Here is a 22913-nt window from a genome sequence, read left to right on the forward strand (position 1 = left end):
ACGGAACGCGCCATGCACGACTTCATCCACACCACCCATCCGCAGCGCGTGGTGTTCGGCGCCGGTTCTCTGCGCCACCTGGCGCGCGAGATCGATGCGCTGGGCGCGAAGCGGGCGCTGGTGCTCTGCACGCCCGAGCAGCGCCCGCAGGCCGAGCGCGTGGCGGCGTCGCTCGGTGCGCAGGCGGCCGGCCTGTTCGATCGCGCCGTGATGCACGTGCCTGTCGAGACGGCGCGCGAAGCGCGTGACCTGGCGCGCCAGCTCGGCGCCGACTGCGCCGTGGCGCTGGGCGGTGGTTCCACCACGGGGCTGGGCAAGGCCATCGCGCTGGAGTCCGGGCTGCCGATCGTCGCCATTCCCACCACCTACGCGGGCAGCGAGATGACGCCGATCTACGGCCTCACCGAGAACGGCCTGAAGAGGACCGGCAAGGACCCGCGCGTGCTGCCGCGCACCGTGATCTACGACCCCGAGCTGTCGCGCACGCTGCCCGTGGGCCTGAGCGTGACGAGCGGCATCAACGCCATCGCGCACGCGGCCGAGGGCCTGTACGCGCAAGACAGCAACCCGGTGATGGACCTGATGGCCGAGGAGGGCATCGGCGCACTCGCCCGCGCACTGCCCGCCATCCGCATTCAGCCCGACGACCTGGCGGCGCGCTCCGACGCGCTCTACGGCGCCTGGCTCTGCGGCGGCGTGCTCGGCGCGGTGGGCATGGCCTTGCACCACAAGCTGTGCCACACGCTGGGCGGCAGCTTCAACCTGCCGCACGCCGAGGTGCACACGGTGGTGCTGCCGCATGCGCTCGCGTTCAACGCGCAGGCCGCGCCGCGTGCCATGGCGCGCATCGCGCGCGCGCTCGGCGGCGTGTCGGCACCGGCGGCGGTCTATGCGCTGGCACGCGACAACGGCGCGCCGGTGGCGCTGAAGGACATCGGCATGCGCGCCGCCGACCTCGATCGCGCGGCCGACATCGCCGTCTCCAACCCCTACTGGAACCCGCGGCCCTTCGGCCCGGCCGAGCGCGACGCGATCCGCGCGCTGCTGCAGCGCGCCTTCGACGGCGAGCCGCCGGGTTAGCCCACGGCGCGGGCACAGACACACACACGAACAACGAAGGAGACAGCCATGACATTCAACCGCAGACAGTTCACGCAGGCCACCGCCGCACTCGTGGCCTCGGGCGCCACACCGCTGGTGTTCGCCGCCGACACGCTCAAGATCGGCTACGTGTCGCCGCAGACCGGGCCGCTCGCGCCCTTCGGCGAGGCCGACAAATGGGTGATCGAGCAGATGAAGGTTGCCTTCAAGGACGGCATCTCCGTCGGCGGCAAGAAGTACGCCGTGCAGATCGTGCTGAAGGACAGTCAGTCGAATCCCAACCGCGCGGGCGAGGTGGCGAACGACCTGATCCTGAAGGACAAGGTCGCGCTCGTGCTCACCGCCGGCACGCCCGAGACCGCCAACCCGGTGAGCGACACCTGCGAACTCAACGAGGTGCCGTGCATCTCCAGCGTGGTGCCGTGGCAGCCCTGGTTCTTCGGCCGCAAGGGCGATCCGGCGAAGGGCTTCAACTGGACCTACCACGTGTTCTGGGGGCTCGAGGACGTCATCGCCACCTTCACCGCCGGCTGGAAGACCGTGGCCACCAACAAGAAGGTCGGCGGCCTGTTCCCCAACGACGGCGACGGCAACGCCTGGGGCGACAAGGAGCTGGGCTTTCCGAAGCCTCTCGCACAGATGGGCTTCACGCTCACCGACCCCGGCCGCTTCCAGAACGGCACGCAGGACTTCAGCGCGCAGATCGCGGCCTTCAAGCGCGACAACGTCGAGATCGTCACCGGCGTGGTGATTCCGCCCGACGCCAAGACCTTTCTCACGCAGGCGCGGCAGCAGGGCTTCAAGCCCAAGGTGATCACGCTCGGCAAGGCGCTGCTGTTTCCGGGCGCCATCGAGGCACTGGGCGAACTGGGCGATGGTCTCTCGACCGAGGTGTGGTGGAGCCCGTCGCATCCGTTCAGCTCCAGCCTCACGCAGCAAAGCGCCAAGGCGCTGGCCGAGGCCTACGAGGCCGGCACGAAGAAGCAGTGGACGCAGCCCATCGGGTTCGCGCATGCGCTGTTCGAGGTGGCGGCGAACGCGCTGTCGCGTGCCAAGTCGCTGAAGGCCGGCGACGTGCGCGACGCCGTGGCCGCGACCTCGATCAACTCCGTGGTCGGCCCCGTGAAGTGGGGCGGCCAGGGCCCGTTCAAGAACGTCAGCAAGACGCCGCTGGTGCTCGGCCAGTGGGGCAAGGGCAAGCAGCGCAAGATGGAGCTGACGCTGGTGAACAACGAGGCCGCGAAAGCGATTCCGACCGGCGGCGCGCTGCGCCTGCTCTGAGTGACCGCTGCCATGACGCTGCTGGCATTGCATGGGGTGAGCAAGTCCTTCGGGGCGCTCAAGGTCACGGACGGCATCACGCTGTCGGTGACCGAGGGCGAGACGCTGGGCATCCTCGGGCCCAACGGCGCGGGCAAGACCACGCTGTTCAACCTGATCTCGGGCGACGCGCGCGTCGACGCCGGCCGCGTGGAATACGCCGGCCGCGACGTGACGCGGCTGCGCCCGCACCAGCGCTGCCGCGCCGGTATCGGCCGCAGCTACCAGGTGCCGCAGCCCTTCGGCCACATGAGCGTGTTCGAGAACCTCGTCACCGCCGCCTGCTTCGGCGGCCAGCAGGCCGAGCGCGAGGCGTGGGAGACGGCGCACGAGGTGCTGGGCCAGACCGGCCTGGCGGCACACGCCAACAAGCCGGCCGGCGGGCTCACGCTGCTCGATCGCAAGCGGCTGGAGCTGGCGCGCGCGCTAGCGACCAAGCCGCGCCTGCTGCTGCTCGACGAGATCGCGGGCGGGCTCACCGAGCCCGAGGCGGCGGTGCTGGTGGCGGAACTGAAGCGCATCAAGGCGCGCGGCGTGACCATGATCTGGATCGAGCACGTGGTGCATGCGCTGCTGTCGCTGGCCGACCGGCTGTTCGTCATCAACTTCGGGCAGCAGCTCGCGGAAGGCGCGCCGCGCGCGGTAATGAACGACCCCGAGGTGCGGCGCGTGTACATGGGGATCGAGGCATGAGCGCGCTGCTCGACACCCACGGCCTGCAGGCCTTCTACGGCGATGCCCAGGCGCTGTTCGGCATCGACTTCACGCTCTCGGCCGGCGAGCTGGTGGCGATCATCGGCGCCAACGGCGCGGGCAAGTCGACCTTTCTCAAGAGCCTCACGGGGTTGTTGCGCGCGCCGTCCGACTCGATCCGCTTCAAGGGCGCGCCCATCGGCGGCCTGCCGCCCGGCGAGATCGTGCGGCGCGGCCTGGCGATGGTGCCGGAAGGCCGGCGCCTGTTCCCGAGCCTGAGCGTGGAAGAGAACCTGCTGATGGGCGCCACGCCGCGCCGCGCGGGGCCGTGGAACCTGCAGCGGCTGTACGGCCTGTTCCCGATCCTGGCCGAGAAGCGGCGCCAGCCTGCCACCTCGCTGTCAGGCGGGCAGCAGCAGATGGTGGCGCTGGGCCGAGCGCTCATGAGCAACCCCGAGCTGCTGCTGTGCGACGAGCTGTCGCTCGGCTTGGCGCCGGTCGTCATCCGCGAAATCTATGCGGCCATGCCGGCCATCACGGGGGAGGGCATGACGGTCGTGATCGTGGAGCAGGACGTGCGCATGGCGCGGCAGGTGTCGCAGCGCGTGTACTGCTTCCAGGACGGGCGCGTGTCGCTCACGGGGCGCTCCGACGAACTCACGCCCGAGCAGATTTCGCAGGCTTACTTCGGCATCGAGGACTCCCATGCTTGAAACCCTGCTCCAGGGCGTGCTGCTCGGCGGCCTCTACACGCTGTTCGCGCTCGGCCAGTCGCTGATGTTCGGCGTCATGCGGCTGACCAACACGGCGCAGGGCGACTTCATCATCCTGGGCGCCTTCGCGGTGATCGCCGGTGTTTCGATGACCGGCGCGTCGGTGCCATGGCTGGTGGTGCTCGCGGTGCTGCCGCTGGCCTTCGGTTTCGGCTACCTACTGCAGCGCCACGTGCTCAACGGCACGCTGGGCAAGGACCCGCTGCCTTCGCTGGTCGTGACCTTCGGCCTGTCGATCGTGATCCAGAACCTGCTGCTGGAGCTGTTCTCGGCCGACCCGCGCGCCATCGAGGTCGGTGCGCTGGCCACCGCGTCGGTGCCGCTGGGCGACGCACTGGCACTGGGCGCGCTGCCGCTGGTGATCCTGGCGGTCGCGGTGGCGGCCACGGCCGTGATGCAGTGGATGTTCGCGTGCACGCCGCTGGGCCGCACCTTCCGCGCGGTGTCCGACGACCGCGAGATCGCCGAGCTGATGGGCCTGAAGGCCAAGCAGGTCTACGCGCTGGCCACGGGCATCGCCTTCGTGCTGATCGCCATCGCCGGTGCGCTGCAGGGCATGCGCACCACGGTGTCTCCGTCGGACGGCCCGCTGCTGCTGCTGTTCGCCTTCGAGGCCGTGATCATCGGCGGCATGGGCTCGTTCTGGGGCACGCTGGCCGGCGCCATGATTTTGGGCATCGCGCAGCAGATCGGTTTTCGCATCGACCCGGGCTGGGGCATCTGGTTCGGCCATCTCGTGTTCCTCGCGGTGCTGGTGCTGCGGCCGCAGGGACTGTTCCCCAAGACCCGCTGACGACAGCGCCCGACATGACCGACAAGACCTCCCCCGCGCCGCTCAAACACGTGCTGTTCATCATGTGCGACCAGCTGCGCGCCGACCACCTCTCGTGCTACGGCCATCCGCGCCTGCAGACCCCGCACATCGATGCGCTGGCCGCGCGCGGCGTGCGCTTCAGCCATGCCTATGCGCAGGGCGCGGTCTGCGGCGCCTCGCGCATGTCGACCTACACCGGCCGCTATGTCAGCAGCCACGGGACCATGTGGAACTTCGTGCCGCTGTCGGTAGGGCAGAAGACGCTGGGCGACCATCTGCGTCCGCACGGCGTGCGCTGCGCGCTGGTCGGCAAGACGCACGTCGAGGCCGACACCGAGGGCGCCCGCCGCCTGGGCATCGACCCGGCGCAGGGCGCGGGCCGGCTCGCCATGGAAGGCGGCTTCGAGCCCTATGCGCGCGACGACGGCATCTGGCCGCCGGGCTTCAAGGTCACGGGCAATGCGTACTGCGACTGGCTGCGCGCGCAAGGCTACGAATCCGACAACCCCTGGCACGACTTCGCCAATTCGGGCCGTGGCCCCGACGGCGAGATCCTCAGCGGCTGGCAGATGCGCTGGGCCGACCGGCCCGCGCACATTGCCGGCGCGCACAGCGAGACGCCCTACACGACCGACCGCGCGATCGACTTCATGCGCGAGGCCGGCGATGCGCCCTGGGTGCTGCACCTGTCGTACATCAAGCCGCACTGGCCCTACGTGGCGCCTGCGCCGTACCACGCGATGTACGGGCCCGACGACATGCTGCCGGTGGTGCGCAGCGAGGCCGAGCGCGTCGATGCGCACCCGGTGGTCGAGGGCTTCCGCCGCGAGACCGTGAGCCGCAACTTCAGCCGCGACGAAGTGCGTAACACCGTGGTGCCGACCTACATGGGGCTTGTGAAGCAGGTCGACGACCAGCTCGGCCGGCTCTTCGCGTTCATGGCCGAGCAGGGGCTGGACCGCGACACGCTGGTCGTCTTCACCAGCGACCACGGCGACTACCTGGGCGACCACTGGCTGGGCGAGAAGGAGCTGTTCCACGACCCGATCGTGAGGGTGCCGCTGATCGTGGTCGACCCGCGCGCCGAGGCCGACGCGCGCCGCGGCAGCGTGAGCGACGCGCTGGTCGAGTGCATCGACCTCGTGCCGACGATGCTCGACGCGCTGGGCCTGCCGCAGCCGGCCGAATGGCTCGAAGGCCAGTCGCTGCGCCCGCTGCTGCACGGCCACGCCGGCGCGGCCGGCAAGGACGTGGTGGTGTGCGAGAACAGCTTCGCCTTCCGCGACGAGGCGCGGCTGCCGCTCGGCCAGCCCGTCGAGCGCTGCCACATGACGATGCTGCGCACGCGCCGCTGGAAATTCGTGCACTTCGAAGACCTGCCGCCGCAGCTGTTCGACATGCAGGTCGACCCCGACGAGCTGGTCGACCTCGGCCGCGACCCGGCCTTCGCCGCGGTGCGCGAGCAGATGCTGGGCCTGTTGTTCGACTGGCTGCGCCAGCGGCGGCGCTTTCCCACGGTGGCGCCCGAGGACATCGCGCGATGGAACGCGCGCGAGCTGGCGGCCGGCATCCTCATCGGCGCCTGGTAGGCCACGCCGACCGGCCCGCGCACCCCATTTCAAAAAAGGAGACATCCCATGAACGCTTTCCGCCGACCTCTTGCGGCCTGCCTGGCGGCTGCTGCTGCATTCGCCACCGTCGCAGTACCTAGCCACGCCGCCGATGCCTGGCCCACCAAGCCCGTGCGACTGGTGGTGGCCTTTCCGGCCGGTGCGCCGGGCGACATCATTTCGCGGCTGATGCAGCCGGCCCTGCAGAAGGCACTGGGCCAGCCCGTGGTGGTCGACAACAAGCCGGGGGCGGGCGGCAACATCGGCATGCAGGAAGTGGCACGCGCCACCGACGGCCACACCGTGCTGGTCGGGCCCGACACCATGCTGACCATCAACCCGCACCTGTACCGCAAGCTCGCCATCCGCCCGATGGAAGACCTGGTGCCCGTGACCCAGCTCGCGTCGTTCAGCCAGGAGCTGGTGTGCTTTCCCGGCGCCGGCATCAAGACGCTGCCCGAGCTGTTGGCTGCGGCCAAGGCCAAGCCGATGAGCTACGCCTCGGGCGGCCCCGGCGTGCCGGGCCACATGGCCATGGAGATGCTGCTGGCCGATGCCGGCGTGCAGATGCAGCACGTGCCCTACCGCGGCCCGAGCCCGGCCATGCAGGACGTGATGGGCGGCATGGTGCCCTGCGGCTTCCTGGCCTCGCCGACGGTCGGCCCGATCATTCGCGACGGCAAGCTGGTGCCCATCGCCGTGTCGGGCAGCAAGCGCCTGGGCAGCCAGCCGTCGGTGCCGACCGTGGCGCAGGCGGGCGTCCAGGGCTACGACGCCAGCTTCGCCGAGATGATGGCCATGCCGCGCGCCACGCCGCCGGCCGTGGTGGCGCGGCTGCAGGCCGAGGTGGCGAAGGCGCTGTCCGCGCCCGAGCTGCGCGAGCGGCTGGCCACCATGGACCTCGAGGTGGTGGCCAACACACCCGAAGAGGCCGCGCGCCGCCTGCGCACCGAGCACCAGCGCTGGGGCCAGGTGGCCGCGCGCGTGCAGCTGCAGCTGGACTGAGCGCGATGGCCCCCGTCGTCGTCATCGACACCGGCAGCAGCCGCCGCGCGGGCTGGACCGCCGCCGCGCTGGTGGCAGTGGCCGCCACGCTGCCCTTCTGGGGCGAGCCGAGCTGGATGCGCGAGTTCGTCGAGATCGCCTGCTACTTCATCTTCGCGATGATGTGGAACCTGCTCGCCGGCTACGGCGGCATGGTCAGCATCGGGCAGCAGGCCTTCTTCGGCTTCGGCGGCTACGTGATGCTGATGCTCGGCAACTTCGCGGGCGTGAATCCGTTCGTGGCGATTCCCCTCGGCGCACTGGCCGGCGCGCTGATCGCGGTGCCGGTGTCCTTCGTGGCGTTCCGGTTGTCGGGCGGCTACTTCGCCATCGGCACCTGGGTGATCGCCGAGGTGTTCCGGCTCAGCTTCGCCAACGTGTCGGCGGTGGGCGGCGGCTCGGGCACCACGCTCACGGCGCTGCGCGGCATCGAGCGCGCCACGCGCGAGAGCGTCACCTACTGGATGGCGCTGGCCTGCGTGGTGGCGGCGGTGTCGCTGGTCTATTTGTTCCTGCGCAGCCGCTTCGGGCTGGCGCTGCTGGCGATCCGCGACAACGAGATGGCGGCCGAGTCGCAGGGCATTCCGGTGGCGCGCATGAAGCTCGCGGTGTACGTGGTGGCGGCCTTCGGTGCCGGGCTGGCGGGGGCGCTGTACTTCGTGGGCAACCTGCGCATCAGCCCCGACGCGGCCTTCGCGCCGAACTGGACCGCCTTCGCGATCTTCATGGTCGTGATCGGCGGCATCGGCCGCATCGAAGGGCCGCTGGTGGGCGCGCTCGTGTTCTGGGCGCTGAACAAGTTCTTCAGCGACTACGGCACCTGGTACCTGCTCGGGCTCGGGCTGCTGGCCATCGTGGTCACACTCTTCTTCAAGCAGGGGCTGTGGGGCTGGGCGCAGCAGCGCTGGGCCTGGTCCCTGTTCCCGACGCAACGGCGCCTGATGATGCCGCCGCACGCGCTTTCTTCTTCCGACCTGGAGCCCGACGCCCATGCGAAACATCGATGAACACACCATCACCGCCGCCGTGCTCGACCGCATGGCGGGGTGCGAGGACGCGCGGCTGAAAGAAGTGATGTCGGCGCTCGTGCGCCACCTGCACGACTTTGCGCGCGAGGTGAAGCTGACCGAGGCCGAGTGGGCCGCCGGCATCGACTTCCTCACGGCCACGGGCCAGAAGTGCGATGCGCAGCGCCAGGAGTTCATCCTGCTGTCGGACACCCTGGGCCTGTCGATGCTCACCGTGGCGATGAACCACGCGAAGAGCCCGCAGGCCACCGAGGCCACCGTGTTCGGCCCCTTCCACGTGGCCGACGCACCGCGGCTGCCGCTGGGCAGCGACATCGCGGCCGGCGCGGTGGGCGAGCCGCTGTTCGTGGAAGCCACGGTGCGCGGGCGCGACGGCGAGCCCATCGCCGATGCGGTGGTCGATGTGTGGGAGGCCGATGCCGAAGGCTTCTACGACGTGCAGCGGCCCGGCGATCACGCGCAGGGGCGGGCGGTCTTCCGCACGAACGCCGAGGGCCGGCTGTGGTTTCGCGGCGTGGCGCCGGTGGCCTATCCGATTCCCACCGACGGGCCGGTGGGCGCGATGCTGCGCGCGACCCGGCGGCATCCGTGGCGGCCTGCGCATGTGCATTTCATGGTGCAGGCGCCGGGCTACGAGACGCTCATCACGCACGTCTTCCGCGAGGGCGACCCCTACCTCGACAGCGATGCGGTGTTCGGCGTGCGCAGCTCGCTGATCGGCGACTTCGCGACGCATGCCCCGGGCCGCGCGCCCGACGGCAGCCTGCACGACGGGCCGTTTCACACGCTGGACTTCGCGTTCGTGCTCGAGCCGGCCGGGGGCTGACGAGGGAGCCCGCGAACCGTTTCGGCGTTTCGCCGCCTCCATGTCAGGTGTCCATCCCCAAGGAGCCCTGCACCATGTGTCCTGTTTCCATCACCTGGCATCTGCTTCGCGGCGCGGGAGCCCTCGCGCTCATCGCGCTGGCCGTGCTGTTGTCGTCCGCCCATCCATGGACCGTGCCGCCGGCCCTCATCGGTGCCTTGCTGCTGCTGCGCGGCTGCCCCATGTGCTGGCTCGTCGGGCTGCTCGAAAGGCTGTCTGCGCGCAAGGAGGCAAAGGCGTCCGAGGCCACTTCCCAGAGGGCTTGAGAGCGTTCGGCCTTCGCGAAATGGAAGGCTGATCCGGGATTCCATCGACCCGTGTCGAGGGGCCGACGTCCCTTTAGTGTGAGTTTGTTTGCACCGCATGACAAAAGAACGGAGCTACTTGTTTCCGTTGGTCAATATCGGCACTTTTCCCTATCGACTGTTGATAAACGTTAATACATTTCACTCCATTGTGAGAGGCATGTGGGAGCGATGAAAAGGGAACCGATGGTGGACAGGGTGGAACAGAAAAACGGCCGTGTGGTGGTGCTGACGGACTCTGGCGAAGAGATCGACTGGCTGCGAAGCCGGTTGAAGGACGCCGGCTTCAGCCCGCTGTGTGTGGTCAACGAGGAAGACCTGCTCGAGGCTGCGTCGATGCCGGGCGTCGGGTTGTTCCTGCTGATGGGTGAGGCGATGGAGTGCGCGCTGCCGGAGATCCTGTTCGGCATCGGTGCCAGCCGTTCGGCCACGGCGCCGGTGGTCGTGCTGACCCGGTCGCGCGGCGTGCTGGAAACGGCTCGCGTGTCGGTGTTCGACGTCGACGATTTCCTGGTGAACCCCTGGAATGCGGAAGAGGTCGTGGCACGTGTGTCGTCGCTGTGCGGCACGAAGTCGCTGCGCAGGAACGCCAAGCCGCACGGTCTCTACGGTTTCCAGCTCGTGCGCAGCCGCCTCGCGGTCGAGTACGCGAGCCGCGAAGCCATCATGACGCCGAGCGAATTCGAGATTGCCCGGGTGCTGGTGCGCCACCTCGACACGCCCGTGTCGCGGCAGCAACTGCCCCAGGGGCCCCGATGCAATGGCGAGCTGGGGGCCAGCCGGTCGCTCGACGCGCTGGTGTCGCGGGTGCGCAAGAAGCTGGAATTGATCGTGTGCGGCGAATTCCGCGTGCGCTCGCTCTACGGCGTGGGCTACACGCTGGAGCGCGCGCACCACCGGCACGGCAAGTGAGCCGTCGCGGGCGCCGCCCGCGGCATCCGAAGGGGTGACGCAAGGTCACCTTGAAAAAAAAGCAGACGCCCACCGATCCGCTTTCGGATTGAAGCTGGGCGTCAACAGAGCTGTGAATTAATTCCGGTGAGGTGAGCCGGTTCGGAATGACTTGAATTGAATTCAAGTCAATGGCGCAGCCGTGCCTGTCTGAATGGAATTGGATTTTGAAAAACCAGAAAAACTAAATTCCATTCGAATCGCGACCGAAACCTTTGGCGTACAGGGTTGGAGCCATGAAAATGAAATTAACGGCGCCTGATTACACAAGGCTGTGAATTTGTAAATTCAGTTTCGAAGATGCCGGGAAGGGTGCTTTTGAGGTCGCTCGAAGCGCCTTGCTTCGCCATCGAAACCCTGGCAGATCACTGGGTCCAGGTGGGTGGTGAGATGAAATTATCCAAACACATCAACCACTTGGAGTCGATGCGCCTGTGAAATAGGTCACAGGTTAATTGCAGCTCTATTCACAATTGATGCACTCGCCCAGATTGCATCGGCATTCACAATTGTTAACTTTGGAAGACTTGCCGTGACATTTTCACGGAACCCAAGGCGATTGAAAGAGGCGGATCACGGAGGCGCGATTGGTTTTGTAAACATTTGGAAAATAATATGAACGTGGTAAATGGCTCATGAATGTGGCTCGCAAAGAGTTCACTTGCGTGAGGTCAAGAGCGGGCATCGGAGGCAGTCGTCGCCGGTGCCGATGTGTCAATGGTGTGCTGCAAGTGGCTGGGAAATGGCGTCGACGCCAATTCGCGAGGCCACAGGTCAAGTCGGTTGATCTCTGTGCTGCCTCAGTCTGGCTTTGAAGTTGTTTTTTAGGAGTTGTCTATGTCTATCGGAAGTTCATCTCAATTGAATTCGTTCATGTCGCCGGCTGTCCGGCTGACCGTTCGCCTCGGCCTGGGGCTCGGCGTGGCCCTGACCCTGGGGTTGGGCGGCCTGGGCGCTGCGCAGGGCACGCAGGTCGCGCCCACGCCCACCGAGGCGGCGCAGAAGAAGACCGTGGCGGTCGTGCTCACGCAGGCCAAGGTCGTCAAGGACGCGCAAGGCAAGGAGCAACTGGTGGCGGCCGATTCGGTCAAGCCGGGTGACGTGCTCGAGTACACGGCGACCTACACCAACCACACGGGCAAGAGCGTGACGGGCCTCGTGGCCAACCTGCCGATTCCTGAAGGCCTGGAGTACCTGCCGAAGACGGCCAAGCCCGGCGCGACGCTGGTCAAGGCGGCGACCAAGGACGGCGCGTTCGCTGCCGAGCCGCTGGCGCGCACCGTCAACGGCAAGTCGGAGCCGGTTCCGTACAACGAGTACCGCTCGCTGCGCTGGACGCTGGGCCAACTGCCCGCCAATGGCGTGACCGCGGTGACCGCGCGCGCCAAGGTCGAGGTGGTCGTGCCGCCCGCACCCGTGGCTGCTGCCGCAGCTGCCGCTCCGCTGAAGGTCGCGCGCACCGCGCCCTGAGTTCCCCGTGCTGACGACGGTCGTCGGCGGCGCTGAGCTGCGCTGACGACCGGTTCTTTCTCTCTTTCCAAAACCCCGCTGGTTTTTCCATTGCCGGTTTCCGTTCGCGGAAATCCCCGGCCGGGGTGAGTTCGTCCTTTTTTTGACCCTTTTCTGATCCCAACCCCGAGGAGAAAACCAAGTGATTCCTACCTTGTCTGCCCGTCGCCCCGGCCCCGCGCCGCGCGCGCTCTGGGCGGGCGCAGCAGCCTTGACGCTGAGCTTCCTGTTCGGAAGTTCCGGTGCCTTCGCTGCGGCTCCACCCGCCAACACCATCATCGGTAACCAGGCTTCGGCCACCTACCTGGACCCTAACGGCGCCAGCCAACTGGCCACCTCCAACCTCGTGCAGACGACGGTGCAGCAGGTCGGCTCGTTCAACCTGGACACCTACACCACCGTGACGACCAACGTGGTCAACACGAAGACCGGCGCTGCAGGCACGACCGTGTACGCACCGCACGTGCTGACCAACACCGGCAACGGCAGCGACACCTTCACGTTCACCGTGACCGCGCCGGCCAGCCCGAACGGCTTCACCAAGGTCGAAGTGTTCGCCGATGCGAATGCCGACGGCGTGCCTGACAGCACGACCGCGCTGTGCTCGGTCGTTCCGGGTGCGGTCTGTACCGTCCCGGCCCAGACCGTGGCCGGCAACAACGGCACGTTCCCGTTCGTCGTCGCGTACTCGATCCCGAGCACCGCTTCGTCGGGCACGTTCACCTCGCCGGTCGCAGCGACCATCACGGCCACCGCAGGCACGCCGGCGTTGTACCCGGCTGCCAACCTGACGGCAGCCGACGTCGACCACGTGAACCTCACGGACAAGGCGGCTTTCAACGCCACCAAGAGCCTGAGCGTTCCGTCGGTCGGCTGGTCCGCCAACGGCGGCACCTGGCCCGCGGCGTCGGTGAGCGGTCCGCGCTCGGTCGCCGGTTGCGCCGCCACCGTGGCAGGCGCGACCGCGCCGGCCGCAGGCTGCGTCTACACCACCTACACGTTGAAGTTCAACAACACGGGTGGTGCGGCTGGCCGGTTCGCCTTGACGGACGCGCTGCCCGCGGGCTTCACGTACGTGCCCGGTTCCGCGGTCTGGAGCAACGCCCCCGGCGTCGCGCTCACGGATGCGGCAGCGGGCGACACGGCCGGGATCGATTTCAGCGCCGCTGGAAACGCCCTGACCGTGGTCGTGAACACGCTGCAGCCGAACGTCACGCAGACGGTGAGCTTCGTGGTGATGGTCAATGACACGGCGGCCATCGGCACGTCGACCACGACCAACACCGCCAAGTACAACCCGGTCGACGCACCGGGTGCGACCTCCACGACCCCGGGCACGACGGGTTCGCCGACCAACCCGGCGAGCTACAACGTCATCGGCACCTTCGGCATCATCCTGGGCTCGGCTGACGCCAGCGCCAGCGTCACGGCGTCGAAAGACACCGGCGTGGGCAACCCCAACACGAGCGCGGCCGACACCACGGCCGTCGCCAGTGCAGGGGCAGGCACCACGGTGAAGTTCACGCAGACCGCGTTCAACACCGGCAATGCCACGGACGTCGTGAACCTCACGGTGGCTGCAGGCAGCACGTTCCCGGCGGGCACGACCTTCAAGTTCTTTGCCGCCGACGGCCTCACGCCGTTGATCGACAACAACAGCGACGGCGTTCCCGACACCGGTCCGATCGCGGCCAACGGCAGCGTTCAGTTCGTGCTGGCGGCCACGCTGCCGGCCTCGGCAACGCCGGGCGCGGGCGGCACGGCGATCGTCACCGGTACCTCGACGGGCGATGCCACGAAGACGGAATCGACGCGCGACACGCTGACGAACGTCACGGGCGTGCTGGTCGACCTGACCAACACCACCGGCGGTAGCAGCGACGCGCTCAAGGGCGACCTGGGCACGGGCCCGAGCGTGCAGCCGACGACCGTGAACTCGACGCCAGCCGGTACGGGCACGATCTTCACGCTGTTCGTCAAGAACAACGACTCGACCGCCAACACCTACAGCCTGGCGGCCAGCCAGAGCAACAGCTTCCCGGGCAGCCTGCCCGCGGGCTGGACCGTCAAGTTCGTGGCGGCGGGTACGACCTGCACGGGCGCAGCGCTCACCACGGTGGCTGTCGCCGGCAACGCGCAAGCGCCGGTCGATGCCTGCGTGACGCCGCCTGCCTCGCAGACGCCGGTCACCGGCCAGGCCGTGTACTTCCAAGTGCGTTCGACCATTGCGACCTCCACGGGCGTGGTGGCCATCGACACGAAGATGGACGCAGTGACAGTGACCACGGCCAACACCTTCGGCGCGACCCTCACGCCGAACAACAACGGCCAGGTCGCTCCCGGCGGTTCGGTGGTGTATGCCCACACGGTGACCATCACCGGCGCGCAAAGCTGCGGCACGAAGTACAACGTGACGGCTACGCTGCCCGCAGCCGATGTGACGGCGGGCTGGACCACCGCGCTGTACGTCGACGTGAACGGCGACGGCCAGATCGACGGCGGCGACACGCTGGTGACGAACGGCACGGTCACACCGACCCCGCCGTCCTCCGGCACCGCGCTGGACAGCGGCAAGACCCAGAAGCTGCTCGTCAAGGTGTTCGCACCAGGCGGCGCAACGGCTGGTGCTACCGACACCGCCACGGTGACGGTGACCTTCCCTGACGTTGCAGCCTGCGGTACGCCGACGGCCACCGACATCACCACGGTCATCACGGGCCAGATGCGCCTCGTGAAGACGCAGGCGCTGGACGTGAACTGCGATGGCACCGAGGTCCCGACCTCGTCGGCCCCGCTGGTCGCCAAGCCCGGTGAGTGCCTTGTGTACCGCGTCGTTGCGACCAACGAAGGTTCCGCTCCGGTAACCAACATGTCGATCAACGACGCCGTGCCGGCCTACACCACCTTCACCGGTGCAACGCAGCCTCCGGCCGCCACCCAGTGCACGTCCACCGGCGTGACCGGTACGGCCCTGGCCTACAGCAGCACCGCCACCACCGTGGCCTGCGGCAGCGCAAGCAACACGGTCGCACCTGGCGGCGCCGCCACGCTGCTGTTCTCCGTGAAGGTCAACAACTGAGCTTCGCCTGAGTGAAGCAGAGGAGCCGATGGGCGCAAGCCCGCCGGCTCCCTCGCACAGGGCCTGCGAAAGCCTGTGCGTTTTTCCTTTGCGCCTTCTCTCGTTCTCGAGGCGAGGGCGCAAACGAAAAAGTTCTTTCGTTTCTTCTGATCCCCACGCGGTGATCGATCAAGGGTTTCGCGGCATGCAGTTCACTTTCAATCCCGAAGGCACACGCCTGCGCTCATGGCGCGGATGGATGGGTGCACTCGTGGCGGGCGCTGCGCTGCTGCTCGGCGCTGCCACGCAAGCGAACGCCGCACCGGCACCCGCCGGCATCGTGATCCGCAGCATCGCCACGGGCACGTACGTTCCCAACGGCCTGGCGCAGACCGAGACCATCTCGTCCAACGAAGTGATCGCCACGGTGCTGCCGGTGGAGGCTCTGGTGCTCACGCAGGACCAGTCGCTGTCGCGCCCGCCGGCGAGCATCGTCACGCTGAGCCATTTGCTGACCAACACCGGCAACGTCGCTTCGACCTACACACTCGCGCTGGCCAACAACGCCGCAGGTTGCACGGCCGACACGCTCGATCTGTCTGCACTGCGCGTGGTGCGCGACACCAACAACAACGGCGTGGTCGATCCGGCCGATCCGGTCGTGCAACTCAACGCGGCAGGTGCCATTTCTCTCAAGCCCGGCGAGACCGCTGCACTGCTCGTGCAGGGCACGATCCCCATGGCTGCGACGGGCGTCGCCTGCGTGGGCCTGACCGCCACCACCGCACTGCAAGGCCTCGTCGCCACCAACCGCGACACCGTCACCATCGGCAACGCCGCCGCACTGCAGCTCGTCAAGTCCGCCAGCTACCCCGGCAACGTCATCCCCGGCCAGACGCGCATCGACTTCTCCGTCTCGGGCACCAACATCGGCGCGCAGGACGCACAGCCGTCCAATGTCATCGCCCCGACCAACACGCCGCTGCTGGTCAACGGCGCGCCTTCTGCTCTCGTCCTCGTGCGCGACCCCGTGCCCGCCGGCACCCAGTACGTGCCCGGCACCCTGCGCACCACCGCCGCCAACGCCGTCAAGCTGTACCGCCTGGCCGCCGACCCCGCGTTCAGCTACCGCACCGCAGAAGATGCTTCTGCTGTCGAAGTGGCCATCGGCATCTCCACGCCCGTGGCGCGCAACGTGTCCATCGCGATGCAGTTCGCCGTCAAGGTCAACGCCGACCAGGTCGGTGAGATCCGCAACACCGCGCACAGTGCCTACAACGACGGCACAGGCCCGGCCACCGTGCCCTCCAACACCATCGTCATCAGCTCCAGCCAGGCTCGCATCGGCGTGGCCAAGGCCGCCTCGACCCCGCGTGTGAACCGCAGCGCCGACGGCAAGACCGACGGCACCGCCACCGTGCGCTTCAGCGTCAACGTGCGCAACTACGGCACCTCCTGGCTGTACGGCGTGCAGGCCGCCGACGTGATGGAAGGCGCAGGCGCCACGCAGTTCGGTGCCTACACCGCAGCCGCAGTGCCCGGTGCGAATCAATACACCATCGTGCCCGGCTCGATCGTGATTGCGCCCGCACCCAGCGGCGGTACGGTTGCTGCGGCCAACCCCGCCTTCAAGGGCACGTCCGCTGCCTCGAACCTGCTGGCCGACGGCGCCGTGCTGCCCGCGGGCGCACAACTCACGGTGCAGTTCGATGCCCGCATCAACTTCACCGGCCGCACCGGCACCTTGTTCAACACCGTCAAGGCCTCGGGTGCATTGAATGCCGGCGGTCCTGCAGTGGCCCTGGACGACTCCGTCAACGGCGACAACCCCGACGCAGACGGCGACGGTAACCCCAACAACGACACCTCGCCCACGCCGGTGTCCACGCAGCTGCCCACGCTCACGCTGACCAAGCAGGCCTCCATCGCCCGTCGCGTGTCGCCTGGCGTCTACGAGCTGGACTACACCTTCAAGGTCACCAACACCGGCGCGGTTGTCGCACCCAACGTGCGCGTGATCGACAACCTGAACTGCACCTTCGACATGGACAAGAGCAGTGGCCAGGTTGCCTCCTGGGAACTGCTGGGCCCGCCCAAGAGCGCCAACGGCAACCTCAACGCCGCCACCGGCTTCACCGGCCGCGCCACCTGCAACAGAAGTACCCAAGACAGCGCCGACCCCTTCCAGCTGCCCACCGAAGTGGCGCTGAGCCTGACGGATGGAAGTCGTGCATTGGCCCCCGGCCAGAGCGAGCAGATCCGTTTGAGCGTGCGCGTCACCGAGAAGGCATCGGCCATCGGCGGGCGCGTCTCGCTCACCAACAAGGCCTGGGCCGCCGCCTTCGAGCAGAACACCGTCAACGTCACCCCGACGATGCTGCTGGCCGCCACGGCCACCTCGGTGCAGTCGTTGCTGGTCGATCCGCAGGGCACGGTCTACAACGCGTTGACCCGTCAACCCGTGGCCGGCGCGCTGGTCACCTACACGCGCCAGTCCTGCAGCAGCGGCACGGCCGGCCCCATCACCGCCGCAGAGATCTACGGCGCGGACTCGGGCACCTACACGCTCAACCCCAACGGCAGCATCTCGATGACCACGGGCGCCGATGGCGCCTACCAGTTCTACCTGCAGTCGCCGCCGGTGACCGGCCTGTGCACGTACGGCATCTCGGTCACGCCCCCGGCAGGCAGCGGCTACGTCTACCCCTCGCAGCTGATCCCCGTGACCGGCGGTTCGTTCAGCAGCTGCGGCGCCGTCGTGCCCAGCGCCGTGCCCCCGAAGGACGCCGACCCGACCAGCTATTACTTCCAGGTGCAGGCCGGTGCCAAGCCCGATGGCACGCCCTGCGATGCCGTGCACAACCACATCCCGCTCGATCCGGGCAACATCCTGGGCCTGGTGCTGCGCAAGGACGGCAGCAAGCGGCAAGTCGAGTTCGGCGACTTCATCGACTACGCACTCACGGTCACCAACAAGACCGGCTTCCCCGTCACCGGCGTCACCTTCAACGACACGCTGCCCCCGGGCTTCGCGTACGTGGCCAACAGCGTGCGCCTGAATGGGCAAGTGGTGCCCAACCCGGCCGGCGGCGCCGGCCCGGGATTGATCTTCAACTACCCCGCGCTGGTGGTGGCCCCCGACCAGTCGGCCATGGTGCGCTACCGCGTGCGCATCGGCGTGGGCGCGCCCACCAACGGCGACGCCATCAACCGCGCACGTGCTACTTCGGGCCCGATCCAGTCGAACCTGGCCAACTGGACCGTGCGTGTGACCGGCGGTGTGTTCTCCGACGATGCGTTTGCCTTCGGCAAGGTCTATCTGGACTGCAAGCGCGACACCGACCAGGGTCCCAAGCGCGACGGCCGCCAGGAAGGCACCGACGAGATCGGCGTGCCCGGCGTGCGCCTGTACATGGAAGACGGCACCCACGTCGTCACCGACATCGAAGGCAAGTGGAGCCTGTACGGCCTGAAGCCCGTGACGCACGTGCTGCGTCTGGACCAGACCACGCTGCCCCTCGGAGCCAAGCTCGAGGTGCTCGACAACCGCAACTCGGGTACCCCCGAGAGCCGCTTCGTCGATCTGAAGAAGGGTGAGTTCCACAAGGCCAACTTCGTCATCACCAACTGCGAAGACAAGCGCGTCATCGCCGAAGTGGCCGCCCGCCGCGCCGCCATCGCTGCGCGCCCCGACACCGAGGCCGAAGCGCAAGTGCGCCTGCGCCTGGACCCCGAAGGCAAGGTTGTGCCTGTGGGCGACGTGCGTGGCCTGCCGGCCACCGGCCAGGCATTGGCCAGCGGCAGCACGGGCGCCGTGCAGACCACCTCTGCACCGCTGATCGCACTGCCCGTGGCCCCGGCCAATGCCAGCAGCTTTGTCAGTGGCGGTGGCGGCAGCATGGGCGGCACGCTGGGCGTGCAACCAGCAGCGCCGCTGGATGGAACCGTGCCTGCGATTCCCACTGGCAGCCTGTTCTCGCCGCTGAGCGGTCTGCCCACCTCGGGCTTGTCGTCTTCGCCCACGGGCAGTTCGGCAACTGGCGTCGGCTCCCAAGCCATGCGCCCGATCGGCATGGGCGGCGCGATGCTCGAACCGCGCACCAACCCGCTGCTCCCTCAAGCAGCTCCCAGCCCGATCGAACTCGAGACCCTGCTGCCCCAGCTGGAGAACAACACCCTGGCCTTCATCGGCCTGAAGGACCGCGACACCGTCGCCGGCCAGTCGATCAACGTGCGCGTCAAGGGCACTGCAGGCACCAGCCTGCGCCTGAGCGTCAACGGAACGGCTCTGGAAGAACGCCGCGTCGGCAAGAAGACGCAACTGGCTTCCAAGAACATCGCTGCCTGGGAATACATCGGCGTGGCCCTGCGCCCCGGTGTCAACACCCTCAAGCTCGAAGCCGTCGACGGCTTCGGCAACGTACGTTCCTCGGCCGACGAGATCACCGTCATCGCCCCCGACAAACTCGGCGCCATCGAAGTCGACCTGCCCGAAGTGGCCCGCGCCGACCTGCGCACGCCTGTCGTCGTCAAGGTGCGCCTGATCGATGCAGCCGGCGTGCCCGTCACCGCCCGCACCCAGCTCACGCTGGAGAGCGACCGTGGCCGCTGGATGGCCGAAGACCTGAACCCCACCGAGCCGGGCACCCAGGTCTTCATGGACGGTGGTGCGGCCGAGTTCCAGCTGATGCCCCCGGGCGAACCCGGCGATGCGCGCCTGCGCGTGAGCGCCGGCACCTTCGTCAAGGAAGTGCGCCTGGCGCTGCTGCCCGAGATGCGCCCCATGATCGGCGTGGGCATCGTCGAAGGCGTGCTGGACTTCACCAAGCGCGGCAAGCTGCCGATCGGCGCGATGCCCGCAGGTGCCGCGTTCGAAGCTGAACTGACTGGCCTCAAGGACGAGGGCACGAACAGCCGCGCTGCGGGTCGCGCCGCCTTCTTCTTCAAGGGCACGGTCAAGGGCGAGTACCTGCTCACGGCCGCCTTCGACTCCGACAAGACCCGCAAGGATCGCCTGTTCCGCGACATCCGCCCCGACGAGTTCTATCCCATCTACGGCGACTCCGCGGTCAAGGGCTTCGACGCTCAGAGCACGCAAAAGCTCTACGTGCGCATCGACAAGAACCGCTCGTACCTTCTGTACGGCGACTTCACCACCGCCAGCAGCACCGAGGTGCGCAACCTGAGCCAGAGCAACCGCTCGCTCACGGGCCTGAAGCACGTGTACGAAGACGAGAACGTGCGCGCCACCAGCTATGTCTCGCGCACCGCGCAGACCCAGCAGGTAGAGGAATTCCGCGCCGTGGGCACCTCGGGCCCGTACTACCTGAGCGTCAGCAACGGCGAGTTCGTGGACAACAGCGAGCAGATCGAGATCGTGGTGCGCGACCGCAACCAGCCCAACATCGTGCTGCAGCGCACGGCCGTGGCGCGCTTCGTGGACTACACGGTGGAGCCGCTGACGCGCCGCGTTCTCTTCACGCACGCCATCGCGTCCATCGATGCGAACCTGAACCCGCAGTCGATCCGCGTCACCTACGAAGTCGACTCGGGCGGCCCCAAGTTCACCGTGGCCGGCACCGACGTGCAAGTGAAGATCGACGACCGTCTGCAGCTGGGCGTGGTGGCCTCTACCGACGAGAACCCGCAGAACAAGCGCAGGCTGATGGCGCTCACGGGCGTGGCGCGCATCGGCCAGAACACCAGCGTCGCCGGCGAGATGGTCAAGACCGACTCCGACGAGAAGGGCAACGGCCACGGTGTGCGTGCGGAAGCGCGCTACCAGGACGAGAAGCTCGCCGTGGTGGCCCTGGCGGCCAAGACCAGCACCCGTTTCGACAACCCCGGTGCGAGCTTCTCGGCCGGGCACGCCGAGGTCTCGGCGCGCGCCGAGTACCGTGTCGACCCGACCCTGGCCGTGCGCGGCGAGGCGCTCTACAGCAAGGATGCGGCGCAAGTCGATGAGCGCAAGGGCGCCACCGTGAGCGTGCAGAAGAAGCTCAGCGACAAGACGGTCGCCGAGGTGGGCCTGCGCCATGGTCAGAGCAACAACGCGCTGGGTTCGAGCTCGGGCTTCGACTACGGGCAGATCTCCACCTACAACGGCCAGATGGGCAGCAGCATCGGCGCCAACAGCGTGACCACGCTCGGGGCCGCAGCAGCCGCAGCCGGCGTGGACACCCAGAGCCAGACCACGGTGCGAGGCCGCCTGTCCACCGAAGTGCCCGGCGTGGCCGGTGCGCAGGTGTTCGTCGAAGGCGAGCAGGACATCAAGGACGGCAAGCGCCACGTGCTGGCCATCGGCGGCAACTACGCCATCACCGACAAGACCCGCGTCTATGGTCGCTACGAGCTGATCTCGACCTTGAACGGCCCCTACGAGCTGGACAGCACGCAGCGCAACAACACGGGCATCGTCGGCATCGAGAGCAACTACATGGAAGGCGGGCGCGTCTACAACGAGTACCGCATCGCCGACGGTGCCGAGGGGCGCGGGGTGCAGGCGGCCATCGGGGTGCGCAACACCTTCAAGATCAACGAGCAGATCCGCGTGACCGGGGGCATCGAGCACACGCGCGACATGAGCGGCTACAGCAACAGCAAGAACACCGGCACGGGCTACGCGGGTGGCCTGGGCGAATCGACCGCGATCACCAGCGGCGTCGAGTACATCACCGACCGGATCAAGGCCTCGGGGGTCTATGAAGCCCGCCGCGGCGACGACGCGAACACGCGCCTGTTCAGTGCAGGATTCGGCGTCAAGCTCGATGCCTCCTGGAGCCTGCTGGCGCGCAGCATCGTGAGCGACAGCGAGGGCCAAGGGGCCAACGCGGGCAACGAGCGTCATCTGCAGCGCCACCAGATCGGCATTGCCTACCGGCCGGTGGACAACGACACCTGGAACGCACTGGCGCGCTACGAGCGCCGCTCCGAGAACGTGGTGGGTGCGGGCAATGCGGCAGGCTCCCTGCAGGGCAGCAGCGTCTTCGGCGCCGACAACGGCGCGAGCCTGCCGGGCAAGACAAGTGCAGACATCGTCTCGGCGCATGTGAACTACAACCCCGAGCCGGGCAAGGCAGTGATGGCGCGCTACGCCTTCAAGCTCAGCCGCGCGGACGATGGAATGCTCGCCAGCAAGTACTGGGCGCATCTGGTGCAGGCGCGCTACACGCAGGACCTCAACCAGGACTGGGACTTCGGGGTGCAGGCGGGCTTGCTGTACGGCAAGGGCGGGGCGCTGCAGAAGACGCTGGGCGTGGAAGTGGGCTACCAGGTGCAGAAGAACATGTGGGTGTCGGCGGGCTACAACTTCGTGGGGTTGAACGACCGCGATCTCACCGCCAACGAGTACACGAGCAAGGGTGCGTATGTGCGCCTGCGCTTCAAGTTCGATGAGACGCATCTGGGGTTTGCTTCGACGGGGGCGGATGTGAACACGGCCAAGGCTGCGAAGGCAGAGAAGGTGGCAGCGATCGAAGTCGCACCGCTGCCGGCGCGCACCGTGCTGCAGGCCGAAGCGCTGTTCGAGCCCTCGAAGTCCTTCATCAAGCCGCAGGCGCATGACGCACTGAACACGCTGGCCGCGCAGATCAAGGCGACCGAGGCGCAGGTGGTGATCCACATCAGCCACGCCGATGCGCAAGGCAGCGCCGACGACCGCCAGCAGCTGATCGCGCAGCGGACCAACGCGGTGCGCAGCTATCTCATCGGACACGGCGTGGATGTGCTGCGCCTGCGCACCGACACCAAAGAAGACACGCAGCCCGTCGCAGGTGATGACCGCAGCGCCAAGAGCCGCTGGGTCGTGATCGCCGCCGCCGCGCAAGAACCCCGCTGAACGAG

14 protein-coding genes are annotated in these 22913 nt (G+C 67.9%); all 14 read left to right on the forward strand.

Going from position 1 to position 22913, the window contains the following annotated elements; translation table 11 throughout:
• Window positions 1–12 precede the first annotated feature (12 nt).
• The 14 genes from CY658_RS20900 (at window position 13) to CY658_RS20965 (ending at window position 22908) form a co-directional block, all read left to right on the forward strand.
• Window positions 13–1080, forward strand: coding sequence for a maleylacetate reductase (locus tag CY658_RS20900; RefSeq protein WP_101492022.1), 1068 nt, complete (start codon window positions 13–15; stop codon window positions 1078–1080).
• Window positions 1081–1128: 48 nt separating this feature from the next.
• The gene (locus CY658_RS20905; protein WP_101492023.1) at window positions 1129–2382 is read left to right on the forward strand and encodes an ABC transporter substrate-binding protein; all 1254 of its coding nucleotides are present in this window, start codon (window positions 1129–1131) and stop codon (window positions 2380–2382) included.
• 12 nt (window positions 2383–2394) lie between these two features.
• The gene (locus CY658_RS20910; RefSeq protein WP_101492394.1) at window positions 2395–3114 is read left to right on the forward strand and encodes an ABC transporter ATP-binding protein; all 720 of its coding nucleotides are present in this window, start codon (window positions 2395–2397) and stop codon (window positions 3112–3114) included.
• On the forward strand, window positions 3111–3827 hold the full coding sequence (locus CY658_RS20915; RefSeq protein ID WP_101492024.1) for an ABC transporter ATP-binding protein: 717 nt from the start codon (window positions 3111–3113) through the stop codon (window positions 3825–3827). Before CY658_RS20910 ends, CY658_RS20915 begins: the two co-directional genes overlap by 4 nt.
• Entirely contained in the window at window positions 3820–4680 is an 861-nt protein-coding gene (locus CY658_RS20920; RefSeq protein ID WP_101492025.1) for a branched-chain amino acid ABC transporter permease, read from the forward strand. The genes CY658_RS20915 and CY658_RS20920 overlap by 8 nt, the downstream gene beginning before the upstream one ends.
• A 14-nt stretch (window positions 4681–4694) precedes the next feature.
• Complete coding sequence (locus CY658_RS20925; RefSeq protein WP_101492026.1) at window positions 4695–6290, forward strand: sulfatase-like hydrolase/transferase; 1596 nt, start codon at window positions 4695–4697, stop codon at window positions 6288–6290.
• Between the two features lie 48 nt (window positions 6291–6338).
• On the forward strand, window positions 6339–7316 hold the full coding sequence (locus CY658_RS20930) for a Bug family tripartite tricarboxylate transporter substrate binding protein (protein WP_101492027.1): 978 nt from the start codon (window positions 6339–6341) through the stop codon (window positions 7314–7316).
• A 5-nt stretch (window positions 7317–7321) separates the two neighbouring features.
• Window positions 7322–8362 carry a branched-chain amino acid ABC transporter permease gene (locus tag CY658_RS20935; RefSeq protein WP_257884952.1) on the forward strand — a complete coding sequence of 347 codons (1041 nt, stop codon included), beginning with the start codon at window positions 7322–7324 and terminating at the stop codon, window positions 8360–8362.
• A complete protein-coding gene (locus CY658_RS20940) occupies window positions 8346–9209 on the forward strand; it encodes an intradiol ring-cleavage dioxygenase (protein WP_101492028.1) in 864 nt (287 codons plus the stop codon). Before CY658_RS20935 ends, CY658_RS20940 begins: the two co-directional genes overlap by 17 nt.
• A 74-nt stretch (window positions 9210–9283) precedes the next feature.
• A complete protein-coding gene (locus tag CY658_RS20945; protein ID WP_101492029.1) occupies window positions 9284–9514 on the forward strand; it encodes a hypothetical protein in 231 nt (76 codons plus the stop codon).
• Window positions 9515–9751: 237 nt separating this feature from the next.
• Window positions 9752–10465 (forward strand): response regulator transcription factor, encoded by a 714-nt coding sequence (locus tag CY658_RS20950; protein ID WP_180839011.1) that lies wholly within the window; start codon window positions 9752–9754, stop codon window positions 10463–10465.
• A gap of 912 nt (window positions 10466–11377) precedes the next feature.
• Entirely contained in the window at window positions 11378–11974 is a 597-nt protein-coding gene (locus tag CY658_RS20955) for a DUF11 domain-containing protein (protein WP_101492031.1), read from the forward strand.
• A gap of 181 nt (window positions 11975–12155) precedes the next feature.
• The gene (locus CY658_RS20960) at window positions 12156–15092 is read left to right on the forward strand and encodes a beta strand repeat-containing protein (RefSeq protein ID WP_101492032.1); all 2937 of its coding nucleotides are present in this window, start codon (window positions 12156–12158) and stop codon (window positions 15090–15092) included.
• Window positions 15093–15276: 184 nt separating this feature from the next.
• Window positions 15277–22908: an OmpA family protein gene (locus tag CY658_RS20965; RefSeq protein ID WP_257884953.1), complete on the forward strand. Its 7632-nt coding sequence runs from the start codon at window positions 15277–15279 to the stop codon at window positions 22906–22908.
• The last annotated feature ends 5 nt before the right edge of the window (window positions 22909–22913 follow it).

Origin of the sequence: Variovorax sp. RO1 (genome assembly GCF_002849325.1) — a bacterium.
Classification (GTDB): Bacteria; Pseudomonadota; Gammaproteobacteria; order Burkholderiales; family Burkholderiaceae_C; genus Variovorax.